The organism is Corynebacterium auriscanis (genome assembly GCF_030408435.1).
Classification (GTDB): domain Bacteria; phylum Actinomycetota; class Actinomycetes; order Mycobacteriales; family Mycobacteriaceae; genus Corynebacterium; species Corynebacterium auriscanis.
On the sequence record NZ_CP047046.1, the window covers coordinates 148,329 to 165,021 of the forward strand.

Genomic DNA, 16,693 nt, shown 5'->3' on the forward strand with positions numbered 1-16,693 from the left:
TGCATCCGTCGCACACGGCGGATGCCCCAATCCACCTCAGCTCAGCATTTTTAATCACCACGAAAACCCAATCCTCCGCGCGAGGGTTGGGTTTATTTTTTGCGCGGATCCTCCGGCCACGAATGCTTTGGGTATCGCCCACGCATATCCTTGCGAACGTCCTGGTAGGGGCCATCCCAAAAACTTGCCAGATCATCTGTCACTGCCAGTGGGCGTTGCGCCGGAGATAACAGGTGGAACTGCACGCGCCGATTACCAATGACCGGCGATTCCTCCAAACCAAAACAATCCTGCAACTTGGTGGCGATCACCGCGGGCGCATCCTCAGTGGCTGACCCCTCTACCGGTGGATATGTCACACGGGCACGCCGACCGCCGGGCAGCTCAATCGCCTCTGGAGCTAACTCGTCAATGGGGTGATCCCATGGGATCACTCCCCGCAGCAGGCCCACGACGTCCGGCTTCTGCCCTTTCACGAGGGCATCCGTCACAAAAGCCCGCACAGTTTCCGGCAATTCCCCGCGCAGGGTGGGGTAGCCGGGCACGTGGGCGTCGGCAAGAAATTGGATGCGCCGCGCCAACGATTCAGCCGCCGTAGTTAGGCCGACCAGCCGCAAACCGTGGGCGGTCAAGGCATCATCGATGGCCGCGCGGGTTTGTTCGGTGGTGGGTTGCGCGGGCGTGGACGACAGCTGGATCGCGCCTAAATGCCTGGTGGTGCGGGCGCGGACTCTGCCTGTCGCTTCGTCGTAGGTGGTGGTTGTTTCTTCTTTTATCCCGACGCCCCCCTCTCCCGCAGCAAAAACCTCCCCGGGCGTAAGCGGCAGTCCGCTACGCACTCGCGCACCCGTGCCGTCGCCCGTGTGTGCGCGGGAAATGTCGGCGATGGCGAACCAGTCCGACGGGGTTTGCGCGAGGGCTGCGGGTAGTAACGCTCCCGTACCTGATGTGGTGAGAACTGAGTGCTCGGACCCTGGGACACGCCGCGCGATGAGGTGAGGGAACGCGCAGGCGATGGTGAACGCGACGGGGTCGGCGGGAGTGAAGGGGTGCGTGGCGGTGGTGGGTTGCGCGGGTGTGTACTGCGGCAGTGCACGACGAAACAGCGAGCGTATGCGGGTGAATTCTGGGTGATTGTTCCCGAGCGTGCGGGCAGCGTGGCCGATATCGTCCGGCAGCCGGTTCGACGAGTCGAGGATGGCGAGGGTCTTCAGGATGAGTGAGGTGGCAGTGTGTGAGGCGGTGTGTGAGGCGGCAGTGTGTGAATCGGTGGGGGAGTGAGCCGGCGTGGCAGAGTGTGAGGCGGCAGTGTGTGAGGTGGCAGTGTGTGAATCGGTGGGGGAGTGAGCCGGCGTGGCATCCTCCACCGCTCGCAACGCCACCAGGCCACCGCGAGCCAGGTGTGGATCCATGGGAAGAGAGGCGAGTGCTTCGCCGAGGTCCGTGACCGTGCCGTAGGGGGTAGATTCGGACACGCCAGTGATAGCCCCGAGCATGACTAGTGACTGAGTGGCTTGCGTGGCCGCGACGGTGGGGAACGGATCGGGCAGAGGTAAATCCGTGCCGCCGGGGGAGCCCCAGCATGCGCAATCCAGCAACGCGCCTGTCAGGTCAGAGGTCTGAATTGCGGGAGGGGAGAAGGAGGGGAGCTTGCCGTATTCTTCGGCGGTAATACAGCGATAGACCACGCCGGGGCCCAGGCGGCCGGCACGACCTGCGCGTTGCGTGGCTGAGGCTTGGGAGGTTAACTCCGTGACCAGTACAGACATGCCTCGGCTGGAGTCTCGGCGGTTAACGCGGGACAGGCAGCTATCAACCACGATGGATACGCCGGGGACGGTGAGGGAGGATTCGGCAACGTCGGTTGCGATGATGACGCGGCGTGGGATGGGGGATTCAGACCGGGTGGGTGGGTTGATGACAAGCTGCTGCTGGGTGGGTGTAAGTCCACCGTGCAAGGCCAAAGCATCGACTGGGTGGCTGCTGCCATCAGCACCGTTCGCCGTGCAGGCAGCGATCATGTCCGCCACGATTTCAGTGCCACGGATGGTGGGAACAAAGGCCAAAATATCCGCGGAATCCGGCTGTTCGCGCAGCGCGTGAAGAATCGTCTGCGCAACGATCGCTTCAATGGAACCCGGTTGGCCGGGCCGGGCGCGGTGATCCCTCCTCGTTATGGAGGCCGTGGCGGGCGCGTAGTGAAATTGCAACGGGTGGATGGGTGAAGGAACATCCACAATCGGGGTTTTCAGCAGGTCGGCGAATTTCCTTGCATCGACCGTGGCGGACATTGCGACAACATACAGGTCGTCGCGGAGTTCGCGTAGTTGGGACACCATGGCGAAGACGAGGTCGGATTCCAACTGGCGCTCGTGGATCTCGTCCAGGATTACCGTGCCCACACCCTCGAGGTCCGGTGCACGCAGTAACCGGCGCAGCAGCACGCCCGGAGTGAGGAACTCGATGAGTGTTTCTGGCTTGACTGTGGATTCGCCCCGTACGGTATGACCTGCGATGGGCCAGCCGTACAGCTCGTTGAGGCGCGCCGCTGAGGATCGAGCTGCAACGCGCCGGGGCTGGGTGACGATGACTCTTCGGGTCTGGCTGGATTGCCCTGCCTGGTCGGGGTGTTGTGTGTGCTCCGCTGAGTGAAAATGGTCAATGTGCCCTACTTGGCCGGTGTGCGCTGCCTGCCCTGTCCGGGCCAAAAAATCAGCGACATAACCCGGCGCCAACGTGGTTTTGCCTGTACCGGGGGGTGCTTGGATGACCGCTCCACCATGGGATTTAAGCGCTGCGATGAGGTCAGCGCGGCCCTGGGAGAAGGGCAGATCTACATCCAGATACAGGTCACTCACGGCTATCCAGCTTAACGCGTGCATCGGACATTCCTTGCCCCGCCTCTAGCGTTCAAAGGCGAAAACTGCAGGACACGAAATTTCTTATCCACAAGCACGGGTGGCTGTGGAGAAAAAAGTTAGCCCCCACCGGTGAACTGGGGAAATGGGGCCGGGGTGGCGTCGGGAAAGAAAAGCGATGACGCATGCCGTGCCTAGTGTGATTCCTGCATGCCACCGCACCCGCAACCGCGATGGCGAAAAAAAGGGACAATGAGGAAAGGAAACCCGATATGAAGGCAGGAACTCTAATGGCAGACAACGTTCTTCCCAACGGATTGATCCGTGGAGATGACGGAATTGCACGACCGCCGTGGACGTATCGCACCGAAATTGAGAAGGACTATTTTGACAATGAGTGGGGCCGTCATGTCATCACTGAAAGCGGGTTGTTGGAACGTATTACCCTTGAGGGCTTTCAATCGGGCTTGAGCTGGTCGTTAGTGCTGAATAAGCGCCCTGCGTTTCGCGATGCATTCCACATGTTCGATCCCACGCGGATCGTCGCGATGCCGAAGGAGCGGCGGGAGGCAGCTTTGGCAGACGAACGCCTGATTCGTAATCCGCAGAAGCATGCGGCGCTGTACGACAACGCCCAAGCTGCAATTGACCTGCGGGATGATCCCGAAGCGCAGGCTCTTCCGGAGGGCCACCCAGCCCGGAAAGTGCTAGGAGGTGCGGCCGACCGGTTGGCACCGGGGCTGCCGGTGCTCGTGTGGAGTTTTACGCCGGAACACCACGAGCGCCCCCGGGATCAGGATAAGATCCCGCGGATTTCGGACGAATCCATTGCGATGGCTAAGGCACTGAAGGATCGTGGTTTCAGGTTTGTGGGACCCACCACGTGCTATGCCACGATGCAGGCCATTGGCATGGTCAATGACCGTGTGGTGCAGCCGGAGGGCGACGGCGAGACCTAGGGGAATGGTTGGGCGCCCAGTGCGGTGCTAGCGTGCACGTGGCTAGGCGCCCAGTGCGGTGCCGGAGTTAGATCCCTGCGGCAACCTCGACGGCTTGGCGGATGGCACGCTTGGCATCCAGCTCGGCGGCGACATCGGCACCGCCAACGATGTGCACGTTCGGGTGCTCTTCGCTGGCCCAGTCCTTGTTAACGGGGCGGACTGATTCCTGGCCGGTGCACAGCACGATGGAGTCCACGGGCAGGGTCAGAGCAATGCGACCATTGGCGTCTGCCTCACCCAGGGGGATGCCGGCGCGCTGAGCAGCGTTGATGGCGCGCTCGTCATCAGCGGCGATGGTGATGTGCAGGCCTTCGGAAGTGATCTTCTCGTACGTCACGCCCGCGACCTGCAATGCACCACCCATGGCCACACTCGCACGGTGAACCCAACCGGTGGTTTTGCCCAAGCCCTTGCCCAATTTGGACGTTTTCCGCTGCAGCATCACGATCTGGCGCTGCGGACGTTCAGGGCGGGGGCGGGTGAGATTGCCCTCCGTGGTGCTATCGGTGGTTACACCCCACTGCTTGGTCCAGCTTTCCAAGCTCTGAGGTTCACCTCCGCGGTCTTCCAGTAGGAACTCGGCAACGTCAAAACCGATGCCACCTGCGCCGATGACTGCCACGAACTGGCCGGCCTTCTTCGCGCCAGAGATGAGCTCGGGGTAGGTCAGCACCTGCACGCCGTCGATTGCGCCCGCCAGCCCTTCGGTCACACCCGGGAATTCAGGAATGCGTGGCTCCACACCGGTTGCCACGATGACCTCTTCGAAACCTTCGTCCAGTAGCTGCTCTGGGGTGCGGAATTCGGAGGTGTGGATCTCGACCTTCAGGCTGTTCAGGCGCTCCTGAACAGCGGTGAGGGAGTGAACGAACTCCTCCTTGCCCGGAACCCGCATTGCCAAACGGAACTGTCCGCCGACCTCATTAGAACCCTCGAACACGGTGACATCATGACCACGTTGAGCCAACGCTTCAGCCGCGAACAATCCAGCTACACCACCACCGATAACACCCACGCGCTTTGTGCCCTGTGCCGGCTTGAGCACCAGCTCAGTCTCGTAGCCAGCGCGAGGGTTGACCAAGCACGTGGCCCGCTTATTTCCGAACGTGTGGTCCAGGCAGGCCTGATTACAGGCGATACAAATGTTGATTTCCTTAGACAGACCGCGCGCTGCACGGTTGACCAGCTCTGGATCCGCCAACAGTGGGCGTGCCATGGAGACCAGGTCCGCCTGTGGGCTCTGCTCCGTGCTGCCGTCACCGGATACCCACCCACCGTTCAGTACCTGCTCGGCTACCTCCGGGTCGTTAATTCGGTTCGACGCCACGACGGGCACATTGACGTGGTCCCGCAGAACCTTCGTAGCCCACGCGAACGCGCCGCGGGGCACGGAGGTCACGATCGTGGGAACCTGCGCCTCGTGCCAACCGATGCCGGAGCTGAACAGGTCAACACCAGCGGCTTCCAGTTTGCCGGCCAGCTGCAGGATTTCTTCCTGGGTCTGCCCGCCTTCGACCAGGTCCAGAACACTGATGCGGTAGTCAATCACGAAGTCTTCGGGCACCGCAGCACGAATGGCTTTGATGATTTCAACAGGGAAGCGCTGGCGGTTTTCCGCAGAGCCACCCCAGTCGTCCGTGCGCTGGTTCGTGCGTTCAGCGAGGAATTGATTGATGAGGTACCCTTCGGAACCCATCACTTGCACGCCGTCGTAACCTGCTTCCGCTGCGTACTGCGCCGCGGTGGCATAGGCCGCAATGGTGGTTTCGATCTCCTCAACCGTCATCGCCCGCGCCGGGAATGGGCTGATGGGGGACTTCGAATCAGAGGCGCTCAGGGCCATCGGGTGGTAGCCGTAGCGCCCCGAGTGCAGCAGCTGCAGAATCGCCAAGGCGCCACCTTCATGTACGGCGTTGGTGACTTCCTTGTGAGCTGCCGCGATCTCTGGAGTGTTGAAAGGTTGGCCAAACGGAGTGAGGTTGCCCTCCAGCGTGGGTGGGTAACCACCGGTGACAACCGCGGCCACACCACCTTCGGCGCGCTCCTTGAAGTACGCTGCGAGCTTCGGAATATCGTCCAGCGAATCCTCCAGGCCCGTGTGCATCGAGCCCATGATCACACGGTTACGAAACTTTCGTTTGCCGACAGTGATGGGGGACAGCATGGTTGCGAAGTCGGCTGCGCCAGGGGCGTCGGAAAAAGAAGGGGTGCCAAGCGAAGCCGTTGTGGGCTGCGAGGGGGTAGCGGACTGCGCGGTGGGGCGGAGGCTCTCGGAATCAGTCATGGCCAAGATGTTGCCACAGGCAGTCGGGTGGGGGCGGGTGAATCCACGAAATATGAAGTCTTTGTTAAATCCTCTCCGATTTTGCGAATACCCGTTTACACTGCTTATGAAAGTGTGAGTAATTCACGTCTCTTGCGGTTTGGTTGTGTTAGGGGCATCACGGCCCCGATCGCGAAGCTGAACTTAGGTAACCCTGATTTGGACAGGTCGGGTGACATGGGTGACTCTATACACTCACCTCGGTTTCCAAAGTGACCGGAGTAACAGCAGAGGATGCGTTGCGTCCTCACCCACGAAAATTGGTGCAAATTATTCACGTATTCGCTTTAGCGGTACTTGTGACGAAGAGTTAGGTCGCCGACTATGAATAACTACCCTGCACGCCAGGGTCTTTATGACCCGCAGTTTGAGCACGATGCATGCGGTGTGGCGTTCGTCGCCGATATGCATGGCCGCCCGACCCGCGACATTGTGGAAAAGGGCATCCAGGCGCTGGTCAACCTAGACCATCGCGGTGCGGCTGGAGCCGAGAAGAATACCGGTGACGGTGCCGGTATCCTCATTCAGGTTCCAGACCGTTTCTACCGTGAGGAACTGGGAAGTAAGGGCGTAAATCTGCCCCCCGCCGGTCAGTACGCTACCGGCATCGCGTTCCTCCCTGCCTCCCGCATGGCCGCACTCGATGCAATGCGCGCTGTGGAGCGCATCATCGAGGAAGAAGGTCTGCAATTTATCGCGTGGCGCGATGTCGCGACTGATAACTCCTCCCTCGGCGCCATCGCCCGCGATGCCGAACCAATCTTCCAGCAGCTGTTCCTTTCTGGTTCCGACGCCCACGGCAACCCCCTAAGCGGCCTTGAATTGGACCGGCGCGTGTGGTTCGTACGCAAGCGTGCGGAGCGCGAACTCGGCACCCACGGAGCCGGTGCCGGAGCCGGCAGCGAAACCGTATACTTCCCATCGCTATCTAGCCGCACCATGGTTTACAAGGGCATGCTGACCACGCCTCAGCTGCGTGAGTTCTACCTGGATTTGCAGGACGAGCGCGTGGAATCTGCACTGGCTATCGTGCACTCACGCTTCTCTACCAACACGTTCCCTAGCTGGCCACTGGCGCACCCTTATCGCATGCTGGCGCACAACGGTGAAATCAACACCGTTCGCGGCAACGAAAACTGGATGCGCGCCCGCGAGTCCCAGATTCGTTCGGAGATCCTGGGAGACCTCGATCGCGTACTGCCCATCTGTGACCCAGCAGGCTCCGATACCGGTCGCTTCGATGAAGCTTTAGAACTGCTCCACCTAGGTGGACGCAGTTTGCCACACGCGGTTTTGATGATGGTTCCTCAAGCGTGGGAGCGCGACGAGAACATCGACCCAGAAGTCCGCGCGTTCTTCGAGTACCACTCCACGTTCATGGAGGCATGGGATGGTCCGGCCGCTTTGGCCTTCACCGACGGCACTGTGATCGGTTCTGTACTGGACCGTAACGGTCTGCGCCCAGGACGAATCTGGATCACCAAGGACGGGCTCGTCGTTATGGCATCCGAAGCTGGTGTGCTGGATATTCCCGAAGAGGACATCGTCAAGCGCACCCGCGTGGAACCAGGTCGCATGTTCCTGGTTGATACCGCCCGAGGAACCATCGTCAGTGACGAGGAAATCAAGCAGCAGTTGGCTGCGCAGCCCTACACCCAGTGGGTGGAGGACCAGCTGGTGCGGGCTGCGGATCTGCCACAGTCCACAACTATCGAGATGAACCACGAGCGCACAGTGTTGCGCCAGCGAGTCTTCGGCTACACCGAGGAGGATGTAGAAACCCTCATCCGTCCGATGGCCGGCGCTGGAGCCGAAGCCATCGGTTCCATGGGTACCGATACTCCAATCGCTGCGTTGTCCAACCGTCCGCGCACGCTGTATGACTTCTTCGCACAGCGATTCGCTCAAGTGACGAACCCGCCATTGGACTCCATCCGTGAAAAAATGGTGACCAGCCTGTTCACCCACCTGGGTGCGCAAGCTGACGTGCTGAACCCCACTCCGGAGGCCGCTCACCGGATTCACTTGGAAACCCCAGTGTTGGATAACCAACAGCTGGCGAACATCGTGGGAGCCGCAGGGGCAGACGAGGCCAAGTTCGGTGCTTTTAAAGCCATCACCATTTCTGGTCTGTACCCAGTAGCCCATGGTGGTGCCGGCCTGCGCCAAGCCATTGAGAGAATTCGTCGCCAAGTTTCCCAGGCTATTGCCGAGGATCACACCGTCATCGTGCTGTCCGACCGCGAGTCCGACGAGCGCTACGCGCCGATTCCATCCCTGCTGCTGGCCTCCGCAGTTCACCAGCACTTGGTGAAGGAGAAGACCCGCACCCGCGCATCGCTGGTCATCGAGTCCGGTGACTGCCGCGAGGTTCACCACTTGGCCATGCTGGTCAGCTTCGGTGCCGATGCCGTCAACCCATACATGGCCTTGCAAACCATCGCGGACTTGGCTGCCCAAGGGCGCATCGGGAACGTCACCGTTGCCGAGGGTGAGGCCAACTTCATTAAGGCAATGGGCACTGGCCTGCAAAAGGTCATGTCCAAGATGGGCATCGCCACTGTCGCTTCCTACCGTGGCGCACAGCTGGCGGATTCCATCGGTTTGAACCACTACCTGCTCAACGAGTACTTCACCGGTGCATTCAGCCCGATCGAAGGCATTGGACTGGAAGAAATCGCCGACGACGTGGCAACCCGCCACCGCGGTGCATTCTTGCCACGCCCTGAAGAGCAAGCTCACCGCGAGCTGGAAATCGGTGGCGAATACAAGTGGCGCCGCGAAGGCGAGTACCACCTGTTCAACCCAGAAACCGTCTTCAAACTGCAGCATGCAACCCGCACCGGCCAGTACCGGATCTTCAAGGAATACACCGACCGGGTCAACAACCAGTCCGAGCGGCTGGCGACCTTGCGTGGCCTGTTCAAGTTCGAAAGCAACCGCCCATCGATTTCCATCGATGAAGTAGAGCCAGTCAGCGAGATCGTCAAGCGTTTCTCCACTGGTGCAATGTCCTACGGCTCCATCTCCGCCGAGGCGCATGAGACGCTGGCGATTGCCATGAACCGCCTCAAGGGCATGTCCAACTCCGGTGAGGGTGGCGAAGATCCAGCCCGCTTCGAGAAGGAGCCCAATGGTGACTGGAAGCGTTCCGCAATCAAGCAGGTAGCCTCTGGCCGCTTCGGTGTGACCAGCCATTACCTGAACAACTGCACGGACATCCAGATCAAGATGGCCCAGGGTGCAAAGCCAGGTGAGGGCGGCCAGCTGCCTCCGGGCAAGGTCTACCCATGGATTGCCGAGGTTCGTGTGACCACCCCGGGCGTGGGCTTGATTTCCCCACCACCGCACCACGACATTTACTCCATCGAGGATCTGGCACAGCTCATCCACGACCTGAAGAACGCCAACCCAGATGCACGCATCCACGTCAAGCTGGTGGCCGAGCAGGGCGTGGGCACGGTCGCAGCGGGTGTTTCTAAGGCACACGCGGATGTCGTGCTGATCTCCGGCCACGATGGCGGTACCGGCGCTTCCCCACTGACCTCCCTCAAGCACGCGGGTGGCCCATGGGAGCTGGGGCTGGCTGAGACCCAGCAGACTCTGTTGATGAATGGTCTGCGTGACCGCATCACCGTCCAATGTGACGGTCAGCTCAAGACCGGCCGCGATGTTGTTGTAGCGGCGCTGTTGGGTGCTGAAGAATTCGGTTTTGCCACCGCACCGCTCGTGGTTTCCGGCTGCATCATGATGCGCGTGTGTCACCTTGATACTTGCCCCGTTGGTGTGGCAACCCAGAACCCGGAGCTGCGCAAGCGCTTCACTGGACAAGCGGAGCACGTGGTGAACTTCTTCAAGTTCATCGCCGAAGAAGTCCGTGAATACCTAGCCGAGCTAGGGTTCCGCAGCATCGAAGAAGCCGTGGGGCACTCCGAATGCCTCACCGGTGGTTCCATGGCCGTGGATCACAAGACCGCCGGCAAGCTGGACCTCACCCGCATCTTTGAGCGCCCCGACAGCCCATTCATGCACCAGGACCTGCACTGCACCAAGAAACAGGATCACTCCCTGGAAAAGGCGCTGGATAACCAAATCCGAAAGGATGCCGAGGACACCATCCGCCGAGCAGCAGCAGGCGAGGACGTTTCCATCGACCTGTCCTACCCCATCACGAACGTCAACCGCACCGTCGGCACCATGACCGGTTCCATGATTTCCCGCGTGGCCGGTCGCGAAGGATTGCCGCTGAACACCGTCAACCTCGAGTTCACGGGATCGGCCGGTAACTCGTTCGGTGCTTTCACCACACACGGAATGACGTTGACGCTGAAGGGCGATGCCAACGACTACGTCGGCAAGGGGCTCTCTGGTGCGCGCATCATCATCCGCCCAGGCGATAACGACCAAGCCGAGGACCTCTCCAACGACGTGATCGCCGGAAACGTTCTGGGATTCGGTGGTGTACACGGTGAGATGTTCATCCGCGGTTCCGTCGGCGAGCGCTTTTGTGTTCGTAACTCTGGTGTCACCGCAGTGGTAGAAGGCATCGGAAACCACGGTTGTGAATACATGACAGGTGGCCGCGTTATCGTCCTGGGCAAGGTGGGCAACAACTTCGCCGCGGGCATGTCCGGTGGTATTGCTTACCTCCTGGACGATGGAAGCGGCGTCGAAAAGAGAATCAACCCCGAGCTCGTAGAAGTAGAAACAGTCACCGACGAAGAAGAACTGCGGTGGTTGGAAGAAACCATCGCAACGCACAAGCAGCTCACGGGTTCAACCGTAGAGGTCAATGCTGCGGACCTCATTAAGGTCATGCCACGCGACTACGCACGCGTACTGACCACCATCCAGAAAGCCGAAGAAGCCGGTCTAGACAGGGACGGCATCGCCGCCGCCATCATGGAGGAAGTGAAGTAATGGCTGATCCACAAGGATTTTTGAAGTACCGTCGCGAGGGTGCGGCGACCCGTCCGATTCCTCTGCGCCTCATGGACTGGAACGAAGTCTATGAGAACTTCTCCGACGACAAGGTGCAGACTCAGGCCAGCCGCTGCATGGATTGCGGTATCCCGTTCTGCCACGACGGCTGCCCATTGGGCAACATCATCCCTGAGTGGAATGATCTAGTCCGCCAGGGCCGCTGGCGCGAGGCATACGACCGCCTGCACGCGACCAATAACTTCCCGGAGTTCACCGGCCGTCTGTGCCCCGCTCCCTGTGAAGGCGCGTGCGTGTTGGGTATCGGCGACGATCCCGTCAACATCAAGACCGTCGAATTCACCATCGTGGAGCACGCGTGGAAGGAAGGCTGGGTGGAACCCATCAAGCCGACGTTCTCCACGGGCCAGAAGGTGGCCGTTGTCGGTTCCGGACCTGCGGGCATGGCGGCAGCGCAGCAACTCACTCGCGCCGGGCACGCCGTCACCGTCTTCGAGCGCGCCGACCGCATCGGTGGCCTGATGCGCTATGGCGTGCCGGAATTCAAGATGGAAAAGAAGTGGATTGATCGCCGCATCCAGCAGATGGAGGCCGAAGGCACTGTCTTCAAGACCAACATCAGCCCCACCGGTGAAGACCTCAAGGATTTCGACGCCGTGATCCTCGCAATCGGTTCCACCGTTGGTCGCGACCTGCCCGTGCCAGGCCGTGATCTGGAGGGTGTGTACCAGGCAATGGAGTACCTTCCACCGGCAAACCGCGTGGGATACGGGGATATTGAAACGTCCCCGATCGATGCCAAGGGCAAGAACGTGGTCATCATCGGTGGTGGCGATACGGGTACTGACTGTTTCGGTACCGCGCTGCGACAAGGCGCGAAGACTGTACATCAGTTCGACATCATGCCGAAGCCACCGAAGACCCGTGCTGCTTCTACGCCCTGGCCGACCTACCCCCTGCAGCTGCGCCTCGCATCCGCGCATGAGGAAGGCGAATACGCCGTGACGGGTGAAGAGACTGCGGAGATCGTGGAGAAGCTGGGCTTCGATACCCGCGAAGTGGGCAATACGTTGGGTAAGCGTGGCTGGCAGATCAACACCGTGGAACTCACTGGTACCGATGGCAAGGTCACGGGCCTGAAGGGTGCTGAATGCCGCTTTGGTGACAACGGGTTGGAAAACGTTCCGGGCACCGATTTCGAAATGGATGCGGACCTAGTGCTACTGGCCATGGGCTTCGTTTCCGTCGAAGAATCCGCCGTAGTGCGGGACCTGGGCCTGGAGGTCGACGGCCGCGGACGGCTGGTGCGCGACGGCAAGTACCGTGCCAAGGCCACCACACCGGACTTTGCGGACATCCCGGTATTCGTCGCTGGCGACGCAGGGCGTGGCCAGTCCCTGATCGTGTGGGGAATCTCCGAAGGGCGTTCTGCCGCGGCGGAGGCCGATCGTGTGCTGATGGGCGAGACCGCCCTGCCACGGCCGATCAATCCAACGGATCTGGCGATGCGCGCTTAGGCACCCCTGCTCGGGCATGGCGCATCTAGCGCTGGGCCAGCGGCGGAGTGGATCTGGCGGTGCGGGCTTAGGCACCCCTGCTCGGGCATGGCGCATCTAGCGCTGGGCAAGCGGCGGAGTGGATCTGGCGGTGCGGGCCCGTATATAACGGTTCTGCACGCTACCTGCACGGTGCCTGCACGGTGCCTGCGATGCGCGCTAAGGCATTCTCGCGTGCGTACTTGTGCCCTGTCGGTACAGGTTTGAAACACCCCGCCACCAATGACGTCGATGGTGACCCGCGTGGCCTCACCCCGTACACTGGCCGGTATGCAAATCCCCGACATTCCCGTTCGCGATGAAATCCGCCTAGGGCAGTTCCTCAAGTACGCCAACCTGGTGGAAACCGGCGGGATCGCCAAGGACCTCATCCGCACCGAAATGGTTCGCGTTAATGGTGAGGTCGAGACTAGGCGCGGCAAAGTCCTGCGCCCAAGTGACGAGGTGACGGTGCTCGGCGAGGACGGTTCGGTTCTCGCTGGCGCGCGCGTGGTGGAATGCTCGGACAACTCGGCGAATGCGACAGGCATTGACGATGACGATGACCTTGGCGAATACTTCGACGAGGCCACCGCCGATGACGATTTCGACCCCGAAAAGTGGAGGAACATGTAATGCCCGCCATCATCGCCCACCCCGGCATGCCCCTGTGGATTGATCTAGCCACCACCGACATCACCGCCGCCCGGAACTTCTACGGGCAGCTGCTCGACTGGGAGTTCGAGGAGCTCGACGGGGAAAACAGTGGCTACGTTGTCGCTCGTCGTGAAGGAATGCCCGTCGCCGGTTTGGCCCAGGTGCCAGAGGGCTCGCTGTCGATGTGGGGTTTGTGCTTGTACACCCCTGATGTTGTTTCTTCGCACGACGCCGCCGTCTCCGCGGGCGCTACCAGCGCCTTGGAGCCCCGTTCATTAGGGGAGCGCGGTGCCATGGCGATGCTCCTGGATCCGGCGGGTGCAGCCATTGGTCTGAAGTGCCCAGCCGATGAACATGCATTGCTTGCAGCGGGCGAGCCTTCCACCCCAGTGTGGTATGAGCTGCTCGTGGGGGATAAGTGGGAAGAAACCTTGGAGTTCTACCACGAACTCGCCGGTTGGGACATTCGTCAGGCCAGTAATGATCCGGAGTTCCGGTATGCCGTCGGCGAACTGGAAGGCGGGGGACTGGCGGGTATGTGGGATACCTCCGCGATGGAGCAATCCACCAGCCTGTGGACGACGTACATGGGTGTGGCCGATATCGATAAGGCCGTATCGCAGATCCCTGCCTTGGGTGGCGTGGTGGTACGCCCACCGTACGAGGCTGAATTTGGTCGCGTGGCAACCATCCAAGATTCCACGGGCGCGATCCTCAATCTATGCGAGGTTGCGGAATATGATCCAGCCCAAGATGACGTGCACGAGCCGGACTTGTTCGCCCCCGAGGGCTAACACCCATCATCTGCGCCGACCGACCGGTGGCCTCTAGTGCCGGCGGACTGGTTGCGCCGGCCGACCGGTGGCGACCTGTAGCGCCGTCCGACTGGTTGCGCCGGCGGACCGCGCAAAGGGGGGCCAACACGGAGAGCCCCCGGTCGCGTGAGTTACCAGATGCTCACGCGATCTTTTTCGTCCAGCCACATGCCGTCGCCAGGTTGCACATCGAAGGCCTCATAGAACTCCGCTACGTTCGAGCTAGTGACGTTGCAGCGGAACTCCGCGGGGGAGTGCGGGTCAACGGAGATGAACTGCGCCGACAGTTGTGGGCGGATCGCGGTTTGCCAGACCCGCGCCCAGCTAATGAACAACCGCTGCAGCGCTGTGAACTCGGTACTGGCCACGGCATCCAAGCCCTCCATCTGCAGTTTTGGCGCGGAATCGAAGTCTTGGCCCTGGTCGGCCAAGTAACGGCGCAGTGCCACCACGGCGATCCCCAGTCCACCCAGATCACCGATGTTTTCACCCAGTGTGAACCGGCCATTGACCTTGTGCTCGGTGATCCCGCGCTGCTCCAGGCCGGTGGGAACCAAACCATCGAATTGATCCACAAGGCGCTTGGTCAGCGCGGTGAACGCTTCTCGGTCCTCATCGGTCCACCAAGAGTTCAAATTGCCATCGCCATCATACTTCGACCCTTGATCGTCGAAACCGTGCCCGATTTCGTGACCAATGACTGCGCCGATCGCACCGAAGTTCTGCGCCGCATCGGCATCGGGGGAGAAAAATGGTGGGCGCAGAATAGCCGCCGGGAACGTAATGTCGTTATTCACCGGGTTGTAGAACGCATTGACGGTTTGGGGGGTGGCGAACCATTCGCCCTTGTCACTGGGCTTGCCCAACTTGCTGACTTCGTAATCGTGGTTGAACTCCGCAGCCGCGCGCACGTTGGCCACTAGGTCAGCGCCTTTCGGGCTGATTTCCAGCCCCGCAAAGGACCGCCACTTGTCTGGGTAACCAATCTTGGGCTGGAACTTGTCCAACTTCGCCAACGCCTTTTCGCGCGTCACTGGAGTCATCCACTGCAACCCCGAAATCCGCTCCCGGTACGCTTCGATGAGGTAATCGACCAGTTCAAGCATCTTTTCTTTGTACTCGGGTGGGAAGTGCTCGGCCACGAATTTCTGGCCGACCTCTTCACCTACTGACCCTTCTACTAGGCCGACGCCACGCTTCCACCGATCCTTTTGCTCCGTTGCACCACTCAGTGTTCGGCCGTAGAACTCCCAATTGCGCTTCCCAATGGCCTCGGGCAGAACTCCCGCGCGAGCAGTGAGCACGCGCCAGTAGGCCCAGAGCTTCCACTGGTCAAGGTCAATCGTGGAATCCTGGGCCATGTCCGCGACGTGGTTTAGATAGGAAGGTTGATTGACAATGATCGTTTTGCCGCCGGCGGAATGTGGATCAACGTGGGTGGCCTCCAACCATTTCGCGAAAGGAAACGCGGTGGGCAGGTCGCTGACGGCAGTTGGGTTATACGTCTTTTCTGCTTCGCGACTATCGACGTTATTCCAATGCCCCTTGGCCAAGCGGGTTTCGAAATCGAAGATGGCCTCAGCGGCCTCTTCAGCGCTGGCCTCCGCGAAACGGCCGGGTCGGGCCTGTTTCTGCGCGAGGTTCAGCATATCCACAATGAATGCTCGGTAGGCTTCGCGCGTTTCTGCGTGCTGATCCTCGCGGTAATACGCCTCATCCGGCAGGCCGATGCCAGTTTGGACGAGGTAAACGATTTCCTTGTCCTCACTGGAATCCTTTTCAATGAAGTACCCGACGGCGCCGCCTACGCCGCGGGTATCCAGCGTGCCCAACGCGGTCGCCAGATCCTCGAGTCGGGAGGTGGACCTGATCGGATCCAGGTCGGCGTCGAGAACAGAAAGACCAGCGGCTTCAATGCCAGCGGTATCCATAAATGAAGAGTAGAGCGCCCCGACCCGGCCAGAGGGATCCTGCTTGGCCGCGGTTTCAATGAGGGCACGGACATCGGCTTCAGAGCGATCGCGCAGTGCGGTGAATGCGCCATCGATGGGGCGGTCGGCCGGAATCTGGTGGTTTGCGAGGAATTCCCCATTGATGTAGCGGTACAAGTCTTGTTGCGGGGTGGGGTGGCCGGTAGAGCGCTCTGAAATATTGTCTGGAATTGTTGCGGCGCCCGCGGTTGTCGCAGCGACCGTGGAAGGGGCGGAGTTGGAATTCGTTTCAGTCATGGTTTCCACCTTAGACATGGAGCCAGACACGATTGGGGTTTGGAGTGAAACACGCGTGATGCATGGGGTGGAGACAGTATCAATTCCGCGTGGGACATGGGGACTTGCTTACCGGATCGCCTAATGCGACAACGCCAGCATGAATTGCGCGTGGGACATGGGGCTTTGCCTACCGGATCGCCTAGCGCGACAACGCCAGCATGAATTGTGCGTGGGGCAGGGGGACTTGCTTACCGGATCGCCTAGCGCGACAACGCCAGCATGAATTGCGCGTGGGGCAGGGGGACTTGCTTACCGGATCGCCTAGCGCGACAACGCCAGCATGAATTGCGCGT

Annotated in this window: 8 protein-coding genes; 5 read left to right on the forward strand and 3 right to left on the reverse strand. The window is 60.7% G+C overall.

Going from position 1 to position 16,693, the window contains the following annotated elements:
- Positions 1-92: 92 nt before the first annotated feature.
- Positions 93-2,858 (reverse strand): ATP-dependent helicase C-terminal domain-containing protein, encoded by a 2,766-nt coding sequence (locus CAURIC_RS00675; protein WP_290182951.1) that lies wholly within the window; start codon positions 2,856-2,858, stop codon positions 93-95.
- A 272-nt stretch (positions 2,859-3,130) separates the two neighbouring features.
- Here CAURIC_RS00675 and CAURIC_RS00680 point away from each other — a divergent pair, with 272 nt between their 5' ends.
- The gene (locus tag CAURIC_RS00680; RefSeq protein WP_084588202.1) at positions 3,131-3,817 is read left to right on the forward strand and encodes a DNA-3-methyladenine glycosylase I; all 687 of its coding nucleotides are present in this window, start codon (positions 3,131-3,133) and stop codon (positions 3,815-3,817) included.
- A 67-nt stretch (positions 3,818-3,884) separates the two neighbouring features.
- Here CAURIC_RS00680 and CAURIC_RS00685 read toward each other — a convergent pair whose 3' ends face one another.
- The gene (locus CAURIC_RS00685; protein ID WP_412766419.1) at positions 3,885-6,023 is read right to left on the reverse strand and encodes an FAD-dependent oxidoreductase; all 2,139 of its coding nucleotides are present in this window, start codon (positions 6,021-6,023) and stop codon (positions 3,885-3,887) included.
- Between the two features lie 483 nt (positions 6,024-6,506).
- On the opposite strand from CAURIC_RS00685, the gene gltB reads away from it, so the two are divergent.
- The 4 genes from gltB to CAURIC_RS00705 all read left to right on the forward strand — a co-directional run bounded on the left by gltB (position 6,507) and on the right by CAURIC_RS00705 (position 14,109).
- Positions 6,507-11,102, forward strand: a complete 4,596-nt coding sequence (gltB, locus tag CAURIC_RS00690) for a glutamate synthase large subunit (RefSeq protein WP_290182955.1) — start codon at positions 6,507-6,509, stop codon at positions 11,100-11,102.
- On the forward strand, positions 11,102-12,640 hold the full coding sequence (locus CAURIC_RS00695) for a glutamate synthase subunit beta (protein WP_035114951.1): 1,539 nt from the start codon (positions 11,102-11,104) through the stop codon (positions 12,638-12,640). Before gltB ends, CAURIC_RS00695 begins: the two co-directional genes overlap by 1 nt.
- 309 nt (positions 12,641-12,949) lie before the next feature.
- Positions 12,950-13,294, forward strand: coding sequence for an RNA-binding S4 domain-containing protein (locus tag CAURIC_RS00700; RefSeq protein ID WP_070434455.1), 345 nt, complete (start codon positions 12,950-12,952; stop codon positions 13,292-13,294).
- Positions 13,294-14,109, forward strand: a complete 816-nt coding sequence (locus CAURIC_RS00705; RefSeq protein ID WP_035114954.1) for a VOC family protein — start codon at positions 13,294-13,296, stop codon at positions 14,107-14,109. Before CAURIC_RS00700 ends, CAURIC_RS00705 begins: the two co-directional genes overlap by 1 nt.
- Before the next feature lie 152 nt (positions 14,110-14,261).
- On the opposite strand, the gene CAURIC_RS00710 is transcribed toward CAURIC_RS00705, so the two are convergent.
- On the reverse strand, positions 14,262-16,358 hold the full coding sequence (locus CAURIC_RS00710) for a M13 family metallopeptidase (protein ID WP_290182959.1): 2,097 nt from the start codon (positions 16,356-16,358) through the stop codon (positions 14,262-14,264).
- Positions 16,359-16,693: the final 335 nt, after the last annotated feature.

What these genes read in the sequence shown, in the direction of transcription:
- CAURIC_RS00705 (WP_035114954.1), top strand. Translation starts at nt 13,294, where the DNA reads ATGCCCGCCATCATCGCCCACCCCGGCATGCCCCTGTGGATTGATCTA.
- CAURIC_RS00685 (WP_412766419.1), bottom strand. Translation starts at nt 6,023, where the DNA reads ATGCTGTCCCCCATCACTGTCGGCAAACGAAAGTTTCGTAACCGTGTG.
- CAURIC_RS00680 (WP_084588202.1), top strand. Translation starts at nt 3,131, where the DNA reads ATGAAGGCAGGAACTCTAATGGCAGACAACGTTCTTCCCAACGGATTG.
- gltB (WP_290182955.1), top strand. Translation starts at nt 6,507, where the DNA reads ATGAATAACTACCCTGCACGCCAGGGTCTTTATGACCCGCAGTTTGAG.
- CAURIC_RS00700 (WP_070434455.1), top strand. Translation starts at nt 12,950, where the DNA reads ATGCAAATCCCCGACATTCCCGTTCGCGATGAAATCCGCCTAGGGCAG.
- CAURIC_RS00695 (WP_035114951.1), top strand. Translation starts at nt 11,102, where the DNA reads ATGGCTGATCCACAAGGATTTTTGAAGTACCGTCGCGAGGGTGCGGCG.
- CAURIC_RS00710 (WP_290182959.1), bottom strand. Translation starts at nt 16,358, where the DNA reads ATGACTGAAACGAATTCCAACTCCGCCCCTTCCACGGTCGCTGCGACA.